We start from the raw sequence: 20,903 nt of genomic DNA, 5'->3' as shown, positions 1-20,903 counted from the left end.
GGCCCGACCGCCACGCCGACCGCGGATCATCGATCCCTGGATGCGCGGCCGCCGCCGTGTGAGGCTCGGTGCATGACCGAGCTGCCCGCCCCCATCCAGCGCTTCATCGATGCGACCAATGCCGCCGACTCCGACGCCTTCGTGGCGACCTTCGCCGACGACGCCTATCTCGAGGACTGGGGCCGCGGCTTCCACGGCCACGACGGCGCCCGCGCGTGGAACGCCTCCGACAACATCGGCAAGCGCTCGCGCTTCGTCGTCGAGGGCGCCGAGCACGACGGCGACGAGTGGACCGTGACGGTCACCGTGTCGGGCGACGGCTACAACGGCACGAGCCCGATCCGCTTCACGGTCGACGGCGACCGCATCTCGCGGATGCTCATCACGCCCTGAGGGCGCTGCTCGTGCCGAGGGCGAAGGCGAAGGCCGCGCGATGCGCGCCCGGAAAAGCCCCGCGAGGACCCCGGAAAGAGAGAAAGCCCCGTTCCCGGCGAGAGGAGACGGGGCTTTTCGTACACCCCCCGGGACTTGAACCCGGAACCCACTGGTTCGGAATCGCACTGCCGCTGCGCACCGGTTGAGACCGAAATCTGTTGAAATCGCGGGGTTCTCTCGGTGGCCGCTCCCTGCTTGACACTGGGTGATTCGCGCACGCACCGCTTATGTTCAGTGCACCGACGGTGCACTTCGGCAGTCCGGCGCGCCCGTTGAGAGGCAGTCACGAGTCGTAGGCGCGCTCAGTCCCTATCGAACGTTCGGGTCAGAACGGCGGCGCGAATACGAGTCCCATCGGCAGCTTCGAGCCGGCTGACGAGTTCGAACGTTTCCGCGGCCGCAATCTCATCCCCGACGCGCTCTGCGTAGAACTCGAAACGCTTGTATAGACGTCGTAGCAATACCTCGACTCCGTCGGGGCCAGCGGCCACGTTGCGGAGCGCGCGGACGACGAACGGCAAAGTCGATGAGTTCAACCAATGCTGGCCGAGAACGATCAGCAGAAGAAGCTCCAGGTTCTCCCTGGCTGCGTCCTTGGAATCGGTCAGACTGACTATCCACGTTGCCGCGGCCTCGATGCTGCCTTCGAGCACGGTCGGATCTCCAGCTGAGCGTCCGGCGAGTTCCATTGCGGATCGAGCGCGCAGTTCGGGGTTGTCGTGCGGGCTGACCTTCACAGCGTTGATCATCGGAACCGGCGATATAGCCAGAGTCGCCGCCAGGTCCCACACTTGGCTGTCGAACTCGATACCCGCGTAGCCATTGGCGACAAGCGTGGCGAGCGCAAGCTGAAGCTCGTCCGCACCAAGCACTTCCCTTTCATGAAGACCGTGGAGGAGGTCGACAGTGTCAAAGGCGGAGACGCCTGCCGCTCGGGCGATCGCCCGCAGCGGTCGCTCGTCCGCCCACACTGGACGTCCCTCGTCAGCCGCATAGTCGACAGCAGCAAGGAATGGCGTTCGCCATTCAGTCTCGGCGAGTTCGACGATCCCAGTCACCCGACCATGAGTTGCGCCCGGTCGAGTTGAGAACAACTCCACCACACGCCGCGCTAGTGCGAGCTTCCTGCCCGCTGGGTCTGTGAGAACGAACCCGTGTTTGCCGATAGTCCCGCTTTGCCGAGTCAGCCACTCGACCGCGCTGATCGCGTCGCGCTGTTGATCGGTGATGACCGTCTGACGCCCAACCGCTCCGAGGATCTTCTCGCTGATGAGCTCGGGGAGAAGCGCCAGCGTCACTAGGGCGCTGGCGTCGATCACGGCTCCACCGCCCTCGACCCGCGACCAGACGTCTTCGAAATCTGACGATCGATCGCCGGCGTACCTCGGTCCTTCGAGCGACATCAGCAGAACTTCGAGGTATCCCTTGCCGTGGACTTCAGCGCTCATGCCGAGCGGGACCGTGCCCCGCGCAACTTGCGCGTCGAACTCGCTCGTGTCCGGTCGCTCCCCGACAGCGTCGAGAAGCGACTGAAGCGGGTTCTCGAGGTCGACCTCAATTTGACGGATCGCGCCATCGGGGAAGTCTGCGAAGTAGCCAGCGAGAAGAGCGCGTGCGTCTTCGCGATCGGCGAGCTCCTCGGGCCCAGCATCGGCAGCCGTCACACCGTCCGAGACCGAGCCCGAGTCGGAGTCGGAGTCGGAGTCATCACGCACGGGTTGAAGCACGAAAGCGCCAATGAGCCCTCGGCGGATCGCCTCGTCTTTCGGATAAAGCTCGACGATTTTGAGCGCATCGCGCGCGCGACCCACTTCGTCGCCGAAGATCCGACGAAGTTCGATCCAACTCCCGATGGACATTTCGTCATATGGTTGCGGCCGACCGTGTGCCTTCCACGTAGCGAACGCGTCCTCGGGCAGGTTGATGTGGAGTTCACAGGAAACGAGTGCCCAGACAGCAGAAGGATTTCCAACATCGACCGCGAGAAGTTGAATAGCTGCATTCCGCGCTTCTTGCCACATGTCCGCTGCTGAAGCTGCATGCACCATGCGGCGAAAAGCTAGACGTCGGCCGCTCCAATCTGATGGCGCGCTGGCGAGCGCGTTACTGACCTCGGTCATAGCGATCCGAGGCTCGCCCGCTTCCAGCGACAGTTGGGAAGCCTCAAGCCAGAAGCCCGCATCACTCCACTGGCGCGCCGCGTCCTGAACGACCCGTCTCAGACCAGTCTGGTCGCCCTCCTGCCGCAGGTAGGTCGCCAGAATGGCCGCTCCACGAGCGCTCGAAGCTGCCGTGATACGGAACTTATCGAGCGCCCCATCTTCGTGGGCGAACAGCCGCGCGACCTCTCGGATCTCGTCCGCGACTTGGGGGTTTCGAACCGCAAGCTGCTCCAGAAACGCGCTCGCGACTCCCTTCATGGCGAGTTGAAGCGCGATGTCAGGCTTCTCGTCCTCGCTGTCGTCGCTGTCCAGGGCTCGTTGCCAGAGCAAGATCGCGTCGTCGTCGCGCCCTTCTCGGTCAGCGATCGAAGCTTCTATCCGGGATCGGACGCCGGCGCTGGTCAACTTGCCGATAAGACTCTTCGCCTTGAGCATGTCGCCGCTCTGCGCATGGAGAGTCGCAATCTCCGCAAGGACTGCCTCATCTTGCAACTCCGACGCAGTCGCTTCCCCTAGCGGTGGCGGCTCGGACAGTCTTATCAAGGTTGCTTGGTCATTCGTGAGTCTGCTGATGCGCAGCGCAAGGGCGGCCGCGGGCCCGCTCACAACACCCCATCGGACTTGTTCGTCCCGGGTGCGTATCGCGATCTCACGGGCCATTGCTTGGTCTGATTCACGGGTCGCAATCGGTCCGACTACAGATCTCGACATGCGCGCTCGGGCCTCGAGCAGGCGGACTGGACTGGAATCGAACTCGGCGATGGTTTTCTGAGCGAGGTCGATCGCCTCGTCGAGGAGGAGATCGGCAACAAGGTAGTGGATCTGTATCCAGCGGCGGAATATCTCTGCGCGGCGGCCCTTCGATTGGAAGTTAGCGAGGTTGGCACGTGCCTCCTTGAGGCTGGGTTTTCCGAGAAAGGCTTCAACCAGGGGATCGCCGCGGTAAGCCGCGAGTTCGCGCGCCGCCTCATCTTCGTGGTGGATCTCTTGAGCCTGGACCTTTCTGATCGCCCAGTATGCGGCGCCGTCAGCTCCGCCGGCACTCGCTCGTTCGATAAATGAGATCGAGACCCTCGCGAGCCCTCGATCGTTGGCGAGATCGGCGAGGTAGGCAAAAACGGACGCAGGCGCTTCAGCAAGGAAGTCGGGCAGTGCAGAAGACCAATCCGAAATCTGCTGATCAGTTCGGTCGGTCCCATCCAGCAATCCGACGAGACCGACAATACGTGGCCACTCGGCTCTAATCTCTCGGAGTTGCTTGGCTCGAATCGGACGCATGCTCCGCAGTCGAGATTCGAATGAGGCTGCGTCATTCGACGTCAGCGCGGCCCTCTCGCTAGCGACCTGCTCACGCATCGTCTCGAGCTCGTCCTTGAAGGCAACAGAGGCTGAAGGAGCGAGGGAAGCAAGATAGGCGAGTTCGACTGAGCGCCGAAGGTCAGCCATGCTCGCCTCGGGGGCACCCGGCGGCAGACAGCTGAGAAAAAGTTCATCGGCTTTGGCGATATCGGACGGCAACCGGGAAACCAGGAGCCGCCGGAAGTCCGGGTACGCCAAGACCTGGTTGAGTCGTCGACGATCGAAGGGCTTCCCCTTTCTGCGCATACGTCGCCAGGCGCCGAAACCGACCCGGATGTCGAGGCTTATCAATGCGGCGAGCTTCGAAAGGAGCGGCTTGGCTGGGCCGAACGCCGCAGACGGATCGACCACGCTTCTCCTCTGGCTCAGGGACAGCGCGATCGTCTCACGAAGGAGTGACATTCCCTTGGAAAGTCGGCGATCATCACAACTAGTCCGATGATGATTTATCCGGCGCAGCGATGCGCGGATTGGAGGTGAGGTCGCATGGGTGGTGCGAAAAGGTGGCTCGAAGAGATCGAGGCGCGCGGATGGACAGACTTGGGCACGACCGTCTGCTCCGACTGTGTTTCGGATGAGGCGCTGCAGCGGTTCGTCCAGCTAGGAGGCGGCCGCGCTGAGTGCAGCTACTGCTCCCGCACACCCGAATGGCCCGATGCCTCAGCGAACACCGAGCTGATCCTCGAGCTGATAGTTGACGGATTCCGCACGGAGTACGAGGACCCCATCGAGCAGGTGCTCTACTCCTCAGCCGACGGCGGTTATCAGATGGCGATCTACGACCCCGAGGACCTACTCGAGATCCACGAGGTCACCGAGAACGGCGACCTGTTCGCCGACCTCGCCCGGTCCATCACACAAATGGAATGGGTGCCGCGAGATCCCTATGCTGCGTCCCCCACACAAGCACTCCAATGGGGATGGGAAGGCTTCCGGGACTTCGTAAAGCACCGGCGTCGGTACACCTTCCTGGCGTTCGACCAGAGCACCGCCGACGGCGCAGGCGAAATCGCCATGCACGGGATCCCCGCCGCGGTTACGGCGGCTGTCGAGGAAGCGGGACAGATCACCACTCTCGTTGCCGGCACGAGTTGGTGGCGAGTGCGACCGCACGATGCGAGCAAGAGCTACTCCAGCGCAAGAGACCTGGGATCCCCACCTGACGGAGTTGCGCGCGACAATCGGATGACGCCAAAAGGCATCGGAGCCTTTTATGGTGCCTCAACCGCCGCAGGAGCTCGAGCCGAGGTGGCCGGGTACGCTGGCAAGTCTCTGGACGGAACGATCGGGAAGTTCGCTCTTCTCCGCGACGTCCTAGTCGTGGATCTGACCACCGCCGGAGCCATCCCCTCTCTCTTCGATCCCGAAGAAGGCCACAAGCGAGCGGCTCGCAAGTTCATGCACGACTTCGTGAAGGACGTCGCGAAAATCGCAGACCCATCGGATACCCAGAACCTCGACTACGTACCGACGCAGATCATCGCCGAGTACTTCCGCTACGAACTCCATGTTGACGAAGAGCGAGTCGGCGGGGTCATCTGGCGATCCTCGAGAGATTCGAGTGTCACCAACTGCGTCCTTTTTGTCGGCAACGAAGCGATGGCTGAGCAAGGAACCGGATCCGACGTGTCGATACTGGCTCTCGATCCGAAGTCAGTAGCCCGGATCGACGCGCCTTTGTGAGGTTGGCAGGCCCTACCGCTACCTGCGCTCACTCGATGCAGATCGGAGGTGAAGCGCACGCAGACAGTCGCCTCTCGCCTAGTGCGGCGGTCGGGAGCTAGCGAGTCAGGCGGATCGATGCCTCAAGAACCGTATGGTTCTGCCGTGGATATCTCACTTTTTCTCCTCGCGATCGGGAGTTTGGCATCTGCTGCAGCGGTGGCCGTCACTGTGTCGCTCTGGTTTGTCGACGGCCACCGGCGACGCGCTGCCGCGGTAGCTGAACAGCGCGCTCAGTTGGTCGATCGCGTCATCGACTTTGCGGAGCGCCTGACGCGCCAGGCGAAATGGCATCCGTTCTCGACCGGATTGAGCACGCCCCAGCTCGAGCTAGCGATGTTGGTTCCGCGCTTCTACGCGGTGCTCTCGCCGCGCGAGCGCTGGGTCGCGAAGTGGCTCGAGCATCGGGTGACATTGATGACCGAACTGCACTCGCCGCGCAAGCTGATCAACCACGCGTATACGACTGTGTCGAGGATCCTGGCGTGGAGTGCGGGCGACCTCACACTGGACTGGTTCGCTCGTGACCTTCAACTCGCTGGACGGACCGCTCCATCAGCTCGCGCCCGTTGGCGGCGTCTGTTCCCGGGGCAGATCCGGTTCATTGCCGGCCTGCTGATCGCATGGGCGATCGCGATCTTCACTGCCGTCGCATCGGCGCGCGCTCTCCGTAGTCTCAGCGCGGTGACCAACCGAATCCTCGGCTGACAGCTCGTTCGGCACCCGACTGGGGAACGCCGGCAACTCGCTCAGGAGTTCGTTGCGTTCCCGATTGGAGCCTGGCGGGTCAGCTCGTGCCCGCCAGGCTCCCGCGGTCGGGTCGCACCGCGTGGCCGCTGAGGTGGTGGATAGCGGGCGCCGCGAGATTGAGGTCGAGGTCGAGGTCGGCCAGAATGCCACGAAGACTTCCCGTCGACGATCAGCGCGACGCGCACTCAGCGAAAACCAGCGCCCACCATTACGGCGGGTTTCCATCGGGTCGAGGCCTCGCAGACGCCGCCGCGCAACGAGAAAGGCCCGGATCCGTGAGGATCCGGGCCTTCGTGGTACACCCCCCGGGACTTGAACCCGGAACCCACTGATTAAGAGTCAGTTGCTCTGCCAATTGAGCTAGAGGTGCTCGCCGTGAGGCGGTTGATCCGGCGAACCGAACCGAGGGACAACGATAGCACCCCGCGGAGGGTGCTCGCGACCACGGCCGGCTCGGGCCGCTCGAGCGGCGGCGGCCACCGCATCCACCTAGGCTCGTCGGGTGACCGAACGCCTGCAGCCCGGAGACCTCGCCCCCGACTTCACCCTGAGCGACGACCACGGCGACGCCGTGACGCTGTCGCAGCTGCGCGGGCAGCGCGTGATCCTTTACTTCTACCCGCAGGCGTTCACGCCGGGATGCACGACGCAGGCGTGCGACTTCCGCGACAGCTCCGCGCCGCTGCAGGCCGCCGGCTACACGGTGCTCGGCGTCTCGCGCGACAGCGTCGAGAAGCTCGCGAGCTTCCGCGACGACGAGAAGCTGCCGTTCCCGCTGCTGAGCGACCCCGACCACGCCGTGCACGAGGCCTACACCGCCTGGGGCGAGAAGCAGAACTACGGCAAGACGATCACCGGCGTGCTGCGCTCGACCTTCGTGATCGACGCCGACGGCAAGGTCGAGCAGACCTTCTACAACACGAAGGCGACCGGGCACGTCGCGATGCTGCGCAAGAAGCTGGGGCTCGCCGCCGCCTGAGCCGCGGCCGCCTGGGGCGCGGCCGCTTCCGCGGCCGCCGCCTGAGCCTCGACAGGGATGCGCGTCAGGCGCCCGTGCTGCGCAACCGCGCCAGGATCTCGGGCCCGCGCCGGTCGAGCAACCCGCCGCCCATGCGCACGCCGACGATCAGCAGCGCGACGCCCTCGATCACGCCGACCGCGAGCGCGAGCCAGCCGAGCCAGCCCGCTCCGATGATGATCGCCGCGATGCCGAGTCCGAGCGCCGGCAGGGCGAGCAGCCCGGTGATGCCGGTCACGGCATAGGAGCCGACGATCGAGGTCATGCCGGCCCCGGCCGAGCCGGCGAAGGGGTTGCGGCCCGTGCGCGGAACCGGCACCACGACGAGCGCCGACGACACCGCGATCACGCCGAGCGCTCCGAGCAGCACGGCCGCGCTCATCCCGAGCACCGGGGGCAGCAGGTCGACGCGACCGACGACGCCGAGCCCGACGAGAGCGATCACCAGCGTGGCCGGGCCGGCGATCAGCGCGATCGCCGCGGTGCGGCCCACCCGATCGTCGCGGCCCGTCGCGGGCGACATCAGCTGACCCGCGAAAGCGGTGCCGTCGTAGGAGAGGCCGGCGAACATCGTCAGCGGCAGCAGCCCGGCGACGAGCGGGGCGACGCCGATCGCGAGCGCCGGCTGATCGATGATGCGCGCCCAGAGGATCAGCAGGGCCGGCATGAGCGGCACGACCACGAGCTGCCGGGTGTAGCGGGTGTCGCGGAACCAGTACGCGAGCGACCTCGCCGCGATCGCCCCGGCGGGCGTCGCCGGCATCCAGCGCAGCGGGCCGAGGCGTCCGGCCGCGACCGAGCGGCCTCCCGCGTCGCCGGTCGTGCGGGTCGTCGCGATCACGCTCGCGCGCCAGGCGAGCACGAGCACCGCGAGCACGATGAGTCCCAGCGCGATCGCGAGAACGGCGGATGCGGGGCGCCCCTCGGCGACGAGGCCCGGCGCCGTCCAGATCACGGCGAGCGGCGACCAGGCGAGCGCGTCGACGGCGCCGCCCACCGGCTCGGGGGCGCGCATCCCGATCACGATCGCCCCGCCGATCGGCAGCACCAGCACGGCCAGCGCCACCACGGCGACCGCGACCCGCAGGCCGATCCGGCGGCTCGCGATGGCGGTCGAGATCAGCGACGCGGCGAGCCGGCTGCCGACCACGCAGATCAGCACGCCCGGCACCGCGCAGAGCAGAGCCACCGCGACGGCCGGACCCCGCCACACCGCGGCCGTCGCCAGGGCGACCAGTGCGGTGAGGATGCCGGGAATCCAGGTCAGGCCCACCAGCACCTGGGCGCGCAGCAGGGTGCCCACCCGCAGCGGGAACCGCGCGAGGCGCCGCGGGTCGAGCGTGTTCTCGACGCCGCTCGTGATGAGGGGAACGATCATCCAGCCGAGCGTGAGCACGAGCCCGCCGACGACGATCGTGCGCTGCCGCGTCTCGAGCGCGCCGGCCGTGTCGCCGCCGAGCAGGCCGAGAGCGACGAGGCCCACGATCGCGAGGACCGCCACGATCGAGCCCTGCACCCCGCCGAGGATCACCAGCACGAGCTGCAGCACGTTGGCGCGCAGCGTGTTCCTCAGCACCTGGAACCGCAGACGCAGCAGCAGGGCGAGCGTCGCGCGCTCGCTCAGCGGGCCCGTCGCGCCGCGCTCGCCCGGTCCGCCCGGTCCGCTCGCGGCGGCGGGCCCGGGGCCGGTCAGCTGCCCCGCAGCCACTCGGGCCCCTCGTCGTGCCGGCGTCCTCCGACCAGCTGCAGGAAGCGGTCCTCGAGCGTGCCCGGCCCGCGCACCTCGTCGACCGAGCCGGCGGCGAGCACGCGTCCGCCGGCCACGATCGCGACGTGGTCGCACATCCGCTGCACCAGATCCATCGAATGGCTCGACACGACGACGGTGCCGCCCGAGCGCGCGAAGCCGGTCAGGATGTCGCGGATGTTCGCCGCCGACACCGGATCGACCGACTCGAAGGGCTCGTCGAGCACCAGCAGCCGGGGCGAGTGCACGAGCGCGGCCGCGAGCCCGATCTTCTTGCGCATGCCCGCCGAGTAGTCGCTGACGGGCGAGCCCGCGCTCGTGGTGAGGTCGAGCAGATCGAGCAGGTCGGATGCGCGGCCGGCCGCGGTGGCGCGGTCGAGGCCGAACAGCATCCCGGTGTAGACGATGAGCTGCTCGCCGGTGAGCCGGTCGAAGAGCTCGACCCCGTCGGCGAGGTTGCCGATCACGCGCTTCGCCGCGAGCGGATCGGCCCAGACGTCGAGCCCGTGCACGCGCACCGCTCCCGCGTCGGGGCGCAGGAGTCCGGTCGCCATCGACAGGGTCGTGGTCTTGCCCGCGCCGTTCGGACCGACGAGCCCGAAGAAGGAGCCGGCGGGCACGGCGAGATCGATGCCGTCGACCGCGACCTGCGCGCCGAAGCTCTTGCGCAGTCCGCGCAGCTCGAGGGCGAGCGGCGCGTCGGGCCCGGCCGGTCCGGCGGGTCCGGCCGGTCCGGTGGGCGACTCAGCCGGCACGATCCGCCGGCTCCTCGCGCAGCGTGCCGTCGCCGCGCAGGCGCAGGTGCTGTCGCACGGTCGGCACCTGCATGAGCGCGAACAGCGCGACGCCGAGCACGATCAGCGGCCAGCCGATCTCGGGCTGCGCACCGACACCCCAGAGCGCGCTCGCGCCGACCAGGATCACCAGCAGCTGCGTCACGATCACCGCCGTGCGCGCCCAGGCGCGACCTCGCGCGACCGCGACGACGAGGCCCACGAGGAAGGCGACCGCGATCGCCGCCAGAACGAGCAGCGCCCAGGCGCTCGCGGCCGAGTCGGCGCCGCCGCCGAGGATGCTGACGAGCACCCAGACGGCGCTCGCGAAGGCCAGCGCGGCCTCCACTCCCAGCAGCACGAGAGCCGCCCAGACGACGGGCCGGGGATGCCGGGGATTCACAGGCGCACTCCATTCAGACCTATTGATCTGCCGTAACAAGTATGAAACAGTGGCTGACGGTTGATTGAGCGCCGACGATGAGGTCGACGTCCTCCCGAAATCCACGTCATCTCATCTTCGCTGAATCGTGCGGATTCGTCCGCGATTCGGTGTGTCCCCGCAACAACCCAAGGAGCACCACCATGGACTGGCGCGACAATGCCGCCTGCCTGACCGCTGATCCCGAGCTGTTCTTCCCCGTCGGGAACACGGGCCCCGCCGTCGACCAGATCGAGAAGGCCAAGACGGTCTGCGCTCAGTGCTCGGTCACCGAGATGTGCCTGCAGTACGCCCTCGAGACCAACCAGGACTCGGGCGTCTGGGGCGGCCTCAGCGAAGACGAGCGTCGCGCGCTCAAGCGCCGCGCCGCCCGCGCCCGCCGCGCCTCCTGATCTTCCGCCGGGGCGCCGCGCCTCGGCACCCCTCACGCCGTCAACCTCGTTCCGACGAGGTGGCGGCGTGAGTCGTCTCCGGATGCTTTCTGAGCGAGTCTCAGCCGGGGCGCGCATCCACTCATCGTGACGATCTGCGCTCTCGTCGCGATCAGCGCTTCTCGAGATAGCGCAGCGGCACCTCGATCGTGACCTCGGTGCCCTCGCCGGTGCGGGTGTGCCAGTCGATGGTGCCGCTCAGCTCGCCCTGGATGAGGGTGCGCACGATCTGCGTGCCGAGCCCCGATCCGACCCGCCCCTCGGGCAGCCCGACGCCGTCGTCGATGACCGAGACGCGCAGCTTGTCGTCGCCGCGGGTCGCGTGGATCTCGACGGAGCCGTCGCGGTCGCGCAGCCCGTGCTCGACCGCGTTCGTCACGAGCTCGGTCAGCGCGAGGGCGAGCGGCGTCGCATACTCGCTCGGCAGCACGCCGAACTCGCCGTTCTTCACCGGACGCACGGTGGAGTTGTGGCCGGCGGCGACCTCGGCCGTGAGCATGACGACCCGGTCGAAGACCTCGTCGAAATCGACGTTCTGGCTGAGGCCGGTGCTGAGCGTGTCGTGCACGACCGCGATCGCCGCGACCCGGCGCATGGCCTGGGTCAGCGAATCGGTCGCCTCCTGGCTGTGACTGCGGCGAGCCTGGATGCGCAGCAGCGACGCCACCGTCTGCAGGTTGTTCTTCACCCGGTGGTGGATCTCGCGGATCGTCGCATCCTTGGTGATGAGCTCCTGCTCCTGATGGCGCGCCTCGGTGACGTCGCGCACCAGCACCATCGCGCCGACGCGGGTGAGGCCGTGCCGGATGGGGATCGTGCGCAGGGTCATCGTGACGCCGCGGGCCTCGATGTCGGTGCGCCACGGCGCCCGGCCGGTGACGACGAGCGGCAGCGACTCGTCGACGATGAGCTTGCCCTTGATGAGCTCGGTCGTGACCTCGGCGAGCGAGAGGCCCTCGAGCTCGCCGTCGAAGCCGAGACGGTTGAACGCCGAGAGGCCGTTCGGGCTGGCGAAGGTGACGACGCCGTCGACATCGAGGCGGATCAGTCCGTCGGAGGCGCGCGGGGCGCCGCGACGCGGGCCGGCGGGAGCCTGCATGTCGGGGAAGTCGCCCGCGGCGATCATCTCGAACAGGTCGGTCGCGCACTGGTTGAAGGTGAGCTCCTGGCGGCTGGGCGTGCGCGCCTCGCTCAGGTTCGAGTGGCGGGTGATGACCGCGATCGGCGAGTCGGTCGTGGCCGTGCTGCTCGGATCGAGTCGGCGCATGACCGGGATGGCGCTGACGCGCGTCGGCGTCTCCTCGTACCAGTCGGGGGCGGCGGTGTCGATGATGGCGCCGGTCTCGAAGGCCTCGGTGACCTGCGACTTCCACTCGGGCTTGATCTGCTGGCCGACGAAGTCGCGGTAGAAGAGCGTCGCCGCCGAGCTGGGCCGGGAGTGCGAGACCGCGATGAATCCGCCGAGGTCGGTGGGCACCCAGAGCACGATGTCGGCGAAGGCGAGGTCGGCGAGCAGCTGTCCGTCGGCGACCAGCACCTGCAGCCAGTCGACGTCGGCCTGGGTCGATCGCTCCTGCGAGAGGACGGTCTCCGAGAGGGTGCTCACCGGTTCAGGCTAGCCGTTGGCGTCCGACCCTCCGTCCACGCCGGCGGCCGGCGGCGTCGCCCGCGACGACGCCGTCGCGACCCCGGCGGCGGCCGCGAGCGGGCACCACGGCCGACGGCGGCAGCAGCTCGGCGGCGACGAAGGCGCGCAGGGCGGCGAGCGCCGGCGACCGCGGAGCCACGGCCGCGAGCGTCGTGCCCGACAGCACGGCGGCGTCCGTGCCGGCCACGTCGTCGGGGATCAGCACGGGATGATCGATGCCGCCGAAGCGGGCGAGGGTCTGACGCACCTGACCCGCCGCATCCAGCCCGATCGCGCTCGACCGCAGGCGATTCAGCACGACCGTGCTGCGCGCGGGCGCGATCTGCTCCAGCAGCTCGGCGTGCGCATGCAGCAGGCGCGAGATGCCGACCGGGTCGGCGCGGCCCACCTCGATCACGTGGTCGGCCGCGTGCAGCACGGCGTCGGTCGCGGCGTTGCGGCGGGGCACCATCACGTCGCTCGTGAGCTCCTCGTCGTGCTCGAGGCTGGCGGCGACATCGACCACGAGGTAGTCGACCCAGTCGCGGGAGGCGGCGAGCACCGCCCGCACCCGGTCACCGGTGATCTCGGGCCAGCGCCCCGCACGGGTCAGACCGGTCAGCACCCGGATGCGCGACCCCGGCGCCTCGTGCACCCGCGCGAGCCGCTCGAACTCCTCCTGGTCGAGCGATCCCGCGCCGGCGAGCCGGCACGCGGCCGCGAAGCCGGGCGCCTCGTCGAGCAGTCCGAGCGCGGGAGCGACGCCGGGTGCGTGCGTGTCGGCGTCGGCGAGCGCGACGAGCGCTCCGGAGGCGGCGAGCTCGGCGGCGATCGCGATGGCCAGCGTCGTGCGCCCGGGTGAGCCGTGAGGACCCCACACCGCGATCACGGTGCCGGGAGCGCGTGGCGGGAGCGCAGGCTCGTCGGCGTCGGCTGCCGCGCCGGCGTCCGCGGCGATGGGGCCGACGGAGCCGCCCGCGCCGACGATCGGCCGCGGCATCGTATCGGCCGGCGGCTCGCCGGCGACCGGGCGACCGTCCGCGCCGAGCGGCGGCGGCACCCGGTCCGGGTCCTCGAGCAGCTCCCAGCGCGCGGGGCCGCTGACCGTCTCGACGATGCCGAGCGATCGCGCCCAGCGCTCGCGCCCCGGCATCGTGACCACGAGCATCCGCACGCCGGCACGGTCGCAGACCTCGACCAGCCGCGCGGTCAGGTACTGCGGCTCGGCCGCCACGATCACGAGCTCGGGCGCGGCGGCGGCGACCCGGGTCGCGAGCTCGTCGGCACCCGAGCACCGCAGCACGACGCGGTGCCCGTGCCGGGTGGCCGCGTCGGCCAGCCGCTGCTCATCGTCGAAGGGCAGCCCGAGACCGACGTCGGTCATGCGCGACCTCCGCGCCCGACCAGCGTGAGTCGCTGACCGTCGGCGACCGCCTGGAGCAGGCGGGCGACGCGCTCGCGCGGCACGAGCACCTCGACGGCGACGTTCGACGAGCCGGCGACGAGGCCCTTGTCGTCGAGCACCTGCACGACGGTCGCCCCGGCCGCGAGCACCGCGGGCGGCGCGACCTCCCCGTCGGGGTCGGCGCGATCCTCGGTGGCGGCACCCCACACATCCACGTCGGCGCCGGCCGTGACGGCCGAGCCGACGCTGCCGTCGACCTGCAGCACGAGCCGTGCCGACTCGACCTCGGCGTCGCGGGCGACCGCCGCCGACGGGATCAGCTCGCCGCCGGTGATCGTGCGGGTGACGACGAGCCCGCCCTTCGGGATCTGCCCGTCACGCAGGTAGTGCTTGTCGGCGCCGTCGAGGGCGACGCTGCGCAGCACGAGGTCGTCGGCGGTGACGCGCTCGCCGGCGGTCAGCGTGCCGCCCGCCGCGTAGACCTTCGCCGTGCGGTCGGTCACCGCCACGATGCCGACGACGCCCGCGACCGAGAGCAGCACGAGCGCCAGCCCGATGAGCAGGCGCGGATCGATCGGACGTCGACGGCGAGGAGGAGCGGAAGTCACCCGCACATCGTGCCCCGGCCGCGCCGAGGTCGCGCCGACTTATCCACAGGCGCCCGATCGACCGCCGCTCCCCCACGTGGCGGCCGCATACTCGATGCCATGACCGGTGCCGACTCGTCTGCCAGCGTGGGGCGCTTCCTGACCCTCGCCGACACGGCCGAGGTGCTGAACATCTCGCTCGGGCAGGCCTACGCGCTCGTGCGCTCGGGCGAGCTGCCCGCGATCAAGGTCGGCGGGCGCGGCCAGTGGCGCGTCGAGCGCGACGTGCTCGAGTCGTACATCTCCGCCAAGTACGAGGAGAGCCGCCGGCTCAGCCGCTGGAACCAGTCGGACCTCGGAGACGTCGCCGACGTGGCCGACCTCTTCGATCGCGACGGGCGACGCTGAGCCGGTCCGGACTCGACGGCGACGCCCGGAGCACTCCCCCGGCGGCAGTGCCGCCCTCAGAAGCGCACGAGCAGCAGCTCGCCGAACGGCAGCAGCAGGGTGCGCCGCACGGCGCCGAGCCGCCGATGCGCGCCCGGGTCGTGCTCGGCGAGGTCGAGGTGGTCGCGGCCGACGCGGTCGATCGTGCCGTGCATCCGGCCCCACCCGGTGACGAGGTCGACCGGCGAGCGCCGGCGGCTCAGCTCGCGCAGCACGTAGCCGAGGCCGAGTCGCGCCGAGAGCGAGGGCTGCGGGTCGCCGAGCGGGGGCGCGCCGAGGCTCACGGCGAGCTGGTCGCCGCGGGGCACGACGGCGCCGACGGCGGCGAGCGGCAGGATGCACGACGCGCGCACGCGCGTGTCGTCACGCAGCTCGCCGGCGATCCAGTCGCGCCCGGTCGAGCCGACCGCGAGCACGACGCGCGTCCCATCGCGCAGCAGCAGGTCGAGCTCGGCGCCCGCATCGGCGCGCACCATCTCGGTCAGGCGATCGCGCAGCGCGAGGCGGCCGAGGCGCAGCCGCTCCTCCTCGGCGATGAGGTCGGAGCGCTCGGCGTCGAGCTCCTGCTCGAGCTGACTCTCGAGGTCGTCGAACAGGCGGTCCCAGCGCATGCGGGCACGGTAGCGGCGCTCGAGACGGCGGCGCGCGAGTTCTCCACAGCGGATGCGCGACGCAGTTCTCCACAATCCGACGAATCCTCTGGACGCGGATGCGCGCCGCATGGTTGAGTGAAGGTCACCCCCGAACGGGGGTAGACCCCGTGCCCCCGGAAGTCAGGTTCTCCGTATGTCCGACGCCCGCCCCGCCCTCGCTCTCGTCGACGGCACCGCCGCCCGGGCGCCGCGCGGGCGCTTCGACGCCGACGAGTGGTTCGGCCACCAGCACTCCACCACCGACGAGCTGCCCGATCCGCGGCCGCTGCTCGAGAACCTGACCCGCAGCGTGATCGAGATCCTCGCCGGAGCCCGCGAGCTGGAGCAGATCGCCCGCTGGGTCGACGATCGCGTCTACAAGCACCTGCTCAAGCGGGTCGTGCTCAGCACCCGCGCGCGCCAGATGCGCGGGGCGAAGGCGACCCGGCCGGCGGTCACGATCGGCTCGGTCGTGATCTGCCACCCCGCCGACGGCGTCGTCGAGGCGACCGTCGTCGTGCTGGGCCGCGGGCGCGCCCGCGCCGTCGCGTTCCGGCTCGAGGGGCTCGACCGCCGCTGGCGCGCGACCGCGATCCACGTGCTCTGAGCCGCTCGATCTCTGGATGCCGGTGGAGCCCGGCATCCGGAGACGCCGCTACTTCTTCTTCTGCGCGGCCCGACGCTCAGCCCGGTTGACCGGCGCCGCGGCGGCGTCGTCGCCGCCGGTGCGCTGACCGAAGGCGCCGCGCGCGGCCGGCTGAGCGGGCTGCTGCTGCGCCGGCGGGGCCGCGCGCCGGGCGCTGCCGCCCTCCTGCGCCGCCTGCTTCTGCTGGGCGCGGGCCGTCGCGCCGCGCTCGATCTGGCCGCGCTGGTTGCGCACCTCGACCTCGCCCGAGGCGTCATCGCTCGGGGCCGAGTAGCTGAGCTGCTGCTGCGGGGCGTCGCCGTCCAGTCCCTTGGCATCCACGTGCTGGTGCCCCTCGTGCGCGGTCACCTCGACCTCGAGGTTGAACAGGAAGCCGACGGTCTCCTCGCGGATCGAGCCCATCATCTGCTGGAACAGCGCGTAGCCCTCGCGCTGGTACTCGACCAGCGGGTCGCGCTGCGCCATGGCGCGCAGGCCGATGCCGTCCTTGAGGTAGTCCATCTCGTAGAGGTGGTCGCGCCAGCGGCGGTCGATCACGCTCAGCACGACGCGACGCTCGAGCTCGCGCATGGCGGGCTCGCCGAGGTCGGCCTCGCGGCGGTCGTAGGCGATTCGCGCGTCGGAGATGACCTCCTCCTTGAGCGCCTTCGCGGTGAGCTTGCCGCGGCTGCCGCCGGCCTCGGTCACGACTTCGTCGATCGTGATCGACACCGGGTAGAGCTGACGCAGCTCGGTCCACAGGCCGTCGAGGTCCCAGTCCTCGCTCTGGCCCTCGGCGGTGCGCTCGTCGACGACCTCGCCGATCACGTCGTCGAGGAACTTCTCGGTGCGCTCCTGCAGGTCGTCGCCCTCGAGGATGTGACGGCGGTCGCCGTAGATCGCCTCGCGCTGGCGGTTCAGCACGTCGTCGTACTTGAGCACGTTCTTGCGGATCTCGGCGTTGCGCGACTCGACCTGCGACTGGGCCGAGCGGATCGCGTTCGACACCGTGCGCGACTGGATCGCGACGTCGTCGGGCGCGCGCGACATGAGAGCCTCGGCGGCGCCCGTGTTGAACAGGCGCATGAGGTCGTCTTCGAGCGAGAGGTAGAAGCGGCTCTCGCCGGGGTCGCCCTGGCGGCCGGAGCGTCCGCGCAGCTGGTTGTCGATGCGGCGCGACTCGTGGCGCTCGGTGCCGAGCACGTAGAGACCGCCGGCGTCGATGACCTTCTCGGCCTCCTCCTCGACCTGCTTCTTGGTGGCGGAGAAGACGCCGTCCCACTCCTTCTCGTACTCGTCGGGAGTGTCGGCCGGGCTCAGGCCCTTGGCGTTCATCTCGGCGACCGCCATGAACTCGGCGTTGCCGCCGAGCATGATGTCGGTGCCGCGACCGGCCATGTTCGTGGCGACCGTGACGGCGCCGACGCGACCAGCCTGGGCGACGATCGCCGCCTCGCGCGCGTGGTTCTTGGCGTTGAGCACCTCGTGCTTGACGCCCTTCTTGGCGAGCAGGCGCGACAGGTACTCGCTCTTCTCGACGCTCGTGGTGCCGACGAGGACCGGCTGGCCCTCCTTGTGGCGCTCGACGATGTCCTCGACGACCTGGTCGAACTTGCCCTTCTCGTTCTTGTAGACGAGGTCGGGCTGGTCCTTGCGCACCATGGGCTTGTTGGTCGGGATGGGCACGACGCCGAGCTTGTAGGTCGACATGAACTCGGCCGCCTCGGTCTCGGCGGTTCCGGTCATGCCCGAGAGCTTCTCGTAGAGACGGAAGTAGTTCTGCAGCGTGATCGTGGCGAGGGTCTGGTTCTCGGCCTTGACCTGCACGCCTTCCTTGGCCTCGATGGCCTGGTGGATGCCCTCGTTGTAGCGGCGGCCCATCAGGATGCGGCCGGTGTGCTCGTCGACGATGAGCACCTCGCCGTTCATCACGACGTAGTCCTTGTCGCGCTTGAACAGCGCGGCGGCCTTGATCGAGTTGTTGAGGAACGAGATCAGCGGGGTGTTGGCCGACTCGTACAGGTTGTCGATGCCGAGGTAGTCCTCGACCTTCTCGATGCCGGGCTCGAGCACGCCGACCGTGCGCTTCTTCTCGTCGACCTCGTAGTCCTCGTTCTCGACGAGACGCTTCGCGATGCTGGCGAACTCGCCGAACCAGCGGTTGGCCTCGCCCGACGACGGGCCGGAGATGATGAGCGGCGTGCGGGCCTCGTCGATGAGGATCGAGTCGACCTCGTCGACGACGGCGAAGAAGTGGCCGCGCTGCACCATGTCGGGCGCCTGCCAGGCCATGTTGTCGCGCAGGTAGTCGAAGCCGAACTCGTTGTTCGTGCCGTAGGTGATGTCGGCCGCGTACTGCTCGCGGCGCTCTTGCGGGCTCTGCCCGGCGATGATGCACCCGGTGGTCATGCCGAGCGCGCGGTAGACGCGGCCCATGAGCTCCGACTGGTAGCTCGCGAGGAAGTCGTTGACCGTGACGATGTGCACGCCGCGGGCCGGGATGGCGTTGAGGTAGGCGGCGAAGACGGCCGTCAGGGTCTTGCCCTCACCGGTCTTCATCTCGGAGATGTTGCCGAGGTGCAGGTTCGCCCCGCCCATGGCCTGCACCTCGAAGGGGCGCATGCCGAGGGTGCGCTTGGCTGCCTCGCGCACGGCCGCGAACGCCTCGGGCAGCAGGTCGTCGAGGCTCTCGCCGGCGGCGTAGCGCTCGCGCAGCTGCGTGGTCTCGTCGCGCAGCTCGTCGTCGGTCAGCTCCTCGAAGGCCTCTTCGAGCTGGTCGACCGCCTTCGCGTAGTTCTTGAGACGTCGCAGGATGCGACCCTCCCCGACGCGGAGGACCTTCTCGAGCACGTTCGCCACAGCGACTCCGTTTCCGTTGAGCGGCACGCGGCATCGCCGCTGTTACCAGCGCGTTACTCTACCAATCCGCCGGGCGTGCATCCTGGGCTTGTCTGACCCCACTGCGGGGCCGCGGCTCCTCGGCCGAGCACGCCGTGGGGCGACGACCACCGGCCGCCGCCCCACGAGGTTGCACGATCTTCGGCGAGCGCCGCCGTCAGCGAGCGCCGACCAGCGCGTCGGCCGACTCCTCGAGCCCGATCACGCCGTAGTCCCAGCCCTTGCGCCGGTAGACCACGCTCGGGCGATCGGTGCGCGCGTCGATGAAGAGGAAGAAGTCGTGACCGACCAGCTCCATGTGGTCGACCGCGTCCTCCTGCGTCATCCGCGACGCGGGGAACACCTTCTGCCGGATGACGACGGGGCTCCAGTCCTGCTCCTCCTCCGCCTGCACGGGGATCGAGCCGGTCGAGACCCGCTCGATCGCCTCGGCCGACGCGGCCTCGAGGCCGGCGGTGCGGAATCCGTCGGCGCTGGCCTCGCGCAGCGAGGTGGGGCGGTGCTGACCGCGGTGCACCTTCTTGCGGTCCTTGGCCTGGCGGATGCGCTCGACCATCTTGTCGAGCGCCAGATCGAAGGCGGCGTACTTGTCGCCGGCACCGGCCTCGGCGCGCACGATGGGCCCGGGCCCGATCAGGGTGAGCTCGACGCGATCGTCGCCGCTCGTTCCGCCGGCCTTCTCGTGATGGCGACAGACCTTGATCTCGAGGGCGAGTGCCTTCTCGGCGAGCTTCGCGACCTTGTCGGCCTTCTCGGTGGCGTAATCCTCGAAACGCTCCGGAATGCCGACCCCCCGGCCGGTGATCGTGATGTCCATGCGCGACCTCCTGTTCCGGCGTGCTACCGCCCGGTTCCAGGCGGTCATCCCTTCACGCCGTGTCTTGTGCGGCCACGCTAGTCCCGGCCACCTCCGTTGTCACCACCCGTTCTCGGTGCATCTCCTCCGGGATCGGTCAGCGTTCATCCGGAGCCCGCGCCGAGACCGTGGATGCGCCGTCTCCCGCACCGCGGAACAGCTTGGGCGTCGACGCCACGACGATCGCGCCGAGCACCTCGCCGCCGGCCGCCTGCACCGCCCGCGCGGCCTCGGCGAGCGTGGCGCCGGTCGTCACGACGTCGTCGACGAGCACGATGCGGCGTCCGAGCAGCGGACGCCGGGCGCTCATCGCACCGCGCAGGTTCTCGGCTCGCTCCTCCACGCCGAGCCGCTTCTGACGCGCGATCGCCCCGCCGAGCCGCAGCAGGCTGCGGGTGCGCAGCCCGGCGCGATCCGCGAGCTGCGCGACCGGCTCGCGCCCCCGGCGGCGGAATGCGGCGCGCGAGGTCGGCACCCGGCACAGCTCGAGGTCGCCGCCCGGGTCGGCGGCCGGCCCGAGCAGCTCGCCGAGGCGCACCGCGGCCGCCGCGAGCGGCGGAGCGAGCGCGCCGAGCAGCTCGGTGCGCTCCTGCTCCTTGAGCGCGACGAGGGCTCGACGCGCGACGCCGCCGTACGCGAGACCGGCGACCACGAGCATCCCGGGCCCGTCGTCGCCGACGGGGATGCGCCGCTCCACGGGCAGCGGGGCGAGCTCGGCGCGGCAGGAGTCGCAAAGCGCGCGATCGGGCGCCCCGCAGCCGACGCAGTCGACCGGCAGCACGACCGCGAGCGCGTCGAGCAGCGCCGCGCGCACGACGTCGCGCCGGCGCGGCGGCGTCGAGGGCGGCGGGGTCGACGGCGGCGGGTCGGGGTCGGTCACGCACCCAGGCTGGATGCTCTGCGCACGCCGCGCCCTGCGCATCCGCCGATCCGTGGACAACCCCGCCGGCCGGCGCGCTGGGGAGGAGGAACGGGGACGAGAGCGCC

General features: G+C 69.6%; 18 protein-coding genes and 1 tRNA gene. 7 read left to right on the top strand and 12 right to left on the bottom strand.

Going from position 1 to position 20,903, the window contains the following annotated elements; translation table 11 throughout:
• The first annotated feature begins 72 nt into the window (after positions 1-72).
• Positions 73-393 (top strand): nuclear transport factor 2 family protein, encoded by a 321-nt coding sequence (locus FJ658_RS05335; protein ID WP_141144330.1) that lies wholly within the window; start codon positions 73-75, stop codon positions 391-393.
• 344 nt (positions 394-737) lie between these two features.
• On the opposite strand, the gene FJ658_RS05330 is transcribed toward FJ658_RS05335, so the two are convergent.
• Positions 738-4,307 (bottom strand): hypothetical protein, encoded by a 3,570-nt coding sequence (locus tag FJ658_RS05330; protein WP_141144329.1) that lies wholly within the window; start codon positions 4,305-4,307, stop codon positions 738-740.
• A gap of 135 nt (positions 4,308-4,442) precedes the next feature.
• On the opposite strand from FJ658_RS05330, the gene FJ658_RS05325 reads away from it, so the two are divergent.
• The gene (locus tag FJ658_RS05325; RefSeq protein WP_141144328.1) at positions 4,443-5,639 is read left to right on the top strand and encodes a HEPN-associated N-terminal domain-containing protein; all 1,197 of its coding nucleotides are present in this window, start codon (positions 4,443-4,445) and stop codon (positions 5,637-5,639) included.
• A 144-nt stretch (positions 5,640-5,783) separates the two neighbouring features.
• Complete coding sequence (locus FJ658_RS05320) at positions 5,784-6,386, top strand: hypothetical protein (RefSeq protein ID WP_141144327.1); 603 nt, start codon at positions 5,784-5,786, stop codon at positions 6,384-6,386.
• Positions 6,387-6,722: 336 nt separating this feature from the next.
• On the opposite strand, the gene FJ658_RS05315 is transcribed toward FJ658_RS05320, so the two are convergent.
• Positions 6,723-6,798: transfer RNA gene (locus tag FJ658_RS05315), tRNA-Lys, on the bottom strand.
• A 132-nt stretch (positions 6,799-6,930) separates the two neighbouring features.
• Between FJ658_RS05315 and bcp the strand changes: the two genes are divergently transcribed.
• Positions 6,931-7,407 carry a thioredoxin-dependent thiol peroxidase gene (bcp, locus tag FJ658_RS05310; RefSeq protein ID WP_141144326.1) on the top strand — a complete coding sequence of 159 codons (477 nt, stop codon included), beginning with the start codon at positions 6,931-6,933 and terminating at the stop codon, positions 7,405-7,407.
• Between the two features lie 64 nt (positions 7,408-7,471).
• On the opposite strand, the gene FJ658_RS05305 is transcribed toward bcp, so the two are convergent.
• Genes FJ658_RS05305 through FJ658_RS05295 form a run of 3 tightly spaced genes read right to left on the bottom strand, consistent with a single transcriptional unit; the run spans position 7,472 to position 10,327 of the window.
• Positions 7,472-9,154, bottom strand: coding sequence for a hypothetical protein (locus FJ658_RS05305; protein WP_141144325.1), 1,683 nt, complete (start codon positions 9,152-9,154; stop codon positions 7,472-7,474).
• A complete protein-coding gene (locus FJ658_RS05300) occupies positions 9,136-9,948 on the bottom strand; it encodes an ABC transporter ATP-binding protein (RefSeq protein ID WP_141144324.1) in 813 nt (270 codons plus the stop codon). The genes FJ658_RS05305 and FJ658_RS05300 overlap by 19 nt, the downstream gene beginning before the upstream one ends.
• Positions 9,938-10,327 (bottom strand): hypothetical protein, encoded by a 390-nt coding sequence (locus FJ658_RS05295; protein ID WP_141144323.1) that lies wholly within the window; start codon positions 10,325-10,327, stop codon positions 9,938-9,940. Before FJ658_RS05295 ends, FJ658_RS05300 begins: the two co-directional genes overlap by 11 nt.
• A gap of 224 nt (positions 10,328-10,551) precedes the next feature.
• Between FJ658_RS05295 and FJ658_RS05290 the strand changes: the two genes are divergently transcribed.
• Positions 10,552-10,800 carry a WhiB family transcriptional regulator gene (locus FJ658_RS05290; RefSeq protein WP_141144322.1) on the top strand — a complete coding sequence of 83 codons (249 nt, stop codon included), beginning with the start codon at positions 10,552-10,554 and terminating at the stop codon, positions 10,798-10,800.
• A gap of 151 nt (positions 10,801-10,951) precedes the next feature.
• Here FJ658_RS05290 and FJ658_RS05285 read toward each other — a convergent pair whose 3' ends face one another.
• The 3 genes from FJ658_RS05285 to FJ658_RS05275 are packed head-to-tail and all read right to left on the bottom strand — an operon-like array spanning position 10,952 to position 14,479.
• Positions 10,952-12,445 (bottom strand): sensor histidine kinase, encoded by a 1,494-nt coding sequence (locus FJ658_RS05285; protein ID WP_141144321.1) that lies wholly within the window; start codon positions 12,443-12,445, stop codon positions 10,952-10,954.
• Positions 12,446-12,449: 4 nt separating this feature from the next.
• Positions 12,450-13,850 carry a ParA family protein gene (locus tag FJ658_RS05280; RefSeq protein ID WP_141144320.1) on the bottom strand — a complete coding sequence of 467 codons (1,401 nt, stop codon included), beginning with the start codon at positions 13,848-13,850 and terminating at the stop codon, positions 12,450-12,452.
• Positions 13,847-14,479: a hypothetical protein gene (locus FJ658_RS05275; protein WP_181408332.1), complete on the bottom strand. Its 633-nt coding sequence runs from the start codon at positions 14,477-14,479 to the stop codon at positions 13,847-13,849. The genes FJ658_RS05280 and FJ658_RS05275 overlap by 4 nt, the downstream gene beginning before the upstream one ends.
• Positions 14,480-14,578: 99 nt before the next feature.
• Here FJ658_RS05275 and FJ658_RS05270 point away from each other — a divergent pair, with 99 nt between their 5' ends.
• A complete protein-coding gene (locus tag FJ658_RS05270; RefSeq protein WP_141144318.1) occupies positions 14,579-14,866 on the top strand; it encodes a helix-turn-helix domain-containing protein in 288 nt (95 codons plus the stop codon).
• A 56-nt stretch (positions 14,867-14,922) separates the two neighbouring features.
• Here the strand turns inward: FJ658_RS05270 and FJ658_RS05265 are convergent, their stop codons facing one another.
• Positions 14,923-15,516, bottom strand: a complete 594-nt coding sequence (locus tag FJ658_RS05265; protein WP_141144317.1) for a hypothetical protein — start codon at positions 15,514-15,516, stop codon at positions 14,923-14,925.
• Between the two features lie 175 nt (positions 15,517-15,691).
• Between FJ658_RS05265 and FJ658_RS05260 the strand changes: the two genes are divergently transcribed.
• The gene (locus tag FJ658_RS05260; RefSeq protein WP_219995713.1) at positions 15,692-16,144 is read left to right on the top strand and encodes an Rv3235 family protein; all 453 of its coding nucleotides are present in this window, start codon (positions 15,692-15,694) and stop codon (positions 16,142-16,144) included.
• A gap of 48 nt (positions 16,145-16,192) precedes the next feature.
• Here FJ658_RS05260 and secA read toward each other — a convergent pair whose 3' ends face one another.
• The 3 genes from secA to FJ658_RS05245 all read right to left on the bottom strand — a co-directional run bounded on the left by secA (position 16,193) and on the right by FJ658_RS05245 (position 20,796).
• Positions 16,193-19,021 (bottom strand): preprotein translocase subunit SecA, encoded by a 2,829-nt coding sequence (gene secA, locus FJ658_RS05255; protein ID WP_141144316.1) that lies wholly within the window; start codon positions 19,019-19,021, stop codon positions 16,193-16,195.
• 196 nt (positions 19,022-19,217) lie between these two features.
• Positions 19,218-19,877, bottom strand: coding sequence for a ribosome hibernation-promoting factor, HPF/YfiA family (hpf, locus tag FJ658_RS05250; RefSeq protein WP_141144315.1), 660 nt, complete (start codon positions 19,875-19,877; stop codon positions 19,218-19,220).
• 136 nt (positions 19,878-20,013) lie between these two features.
• Positions 20,014-20,796 (bottom strand): ComF family protein, encoded by a 783-nt coding sequence (locus tag FJ658_RS05245; RefSeq protein ID WP_255447571.1) that lies wholly within the window; start codon positions 20,794-20,796, stop codon positions 20,014-20,016.
• Between the last annotated feature and the right edge of the window lie 107 nt (positions 20,797-20,903).

The sequence above is a fragment of the Schumannella sp. 10F1B-5-1 genome (genome assembly GCF_006517535.1).
In the GTDB taxonomy this organism is placed as follows: Bacteria; Actinomycetota; Actinomycetes; order Actinomycetales; family Microbacteriaceae; genus Schumannella.
Note: the sequence above shows the minus strand (reverse complement) of the source record. Positions and strands in the feature narration are given on the sequence as shown.

Coding starts and splice junctions, on each gene's coding strand:
- FJ658_RS05260 (WP_219995713.1), top strand. CDS start 15,692: ATGTCCGACGCCCGCCCCGCCCTCGCTCTCGTCGACGGCACCGCCGCC.
- hpf (WP_141144315.1), bottom strand. CDS start 19,877: ATGGACATCACGATCACCGGCCGGGGGGTCGGCATTCCGGAGCGTTTC.
- FJ658_RS05265 (WP_141144317.1), bottom strand. CDS start 15,516: ATGCGCTGGGACCGCCTGTTCGACGACCTCGAGAGTCAGCTCGAGCAG.
- FJ658_RS05335 (WP_141144330.1), top strand. CDS start 73: ATGACCGAGCTGCCCGCCCCCATCCAGCGCTTCATCGATGCGACCAAT.
- FJ658_RS05280 (WP_141144320.1), bottom strand. CDS start 13,850: ATGACCGACGTCGGTCTCGGGCTGCCCTTCGACGATGAGCAGCGGCTG.
- FJ658_RS05290 (WP_141144322.1), top strand. CDS start 10,552: ATGGACTGGCGCGACAATGCCGCCTGCCTGACCGCTGATCCCGAGCTG.
- FJ658_RS05270 (WP_141144318.1), top strand. CDS start 14,579: ATGACCGGTGCCGACTCGTCTGCCAGCGTGGGGCGCTTCCTGACCCTC.
- FJ658_RS05325 (WP_141144328.1), top strand. CDS start 4,443: ATGGGTGGTGCGAAAAGGTGGCTCGAAGAGATCGAGGCGCGCGGATGG.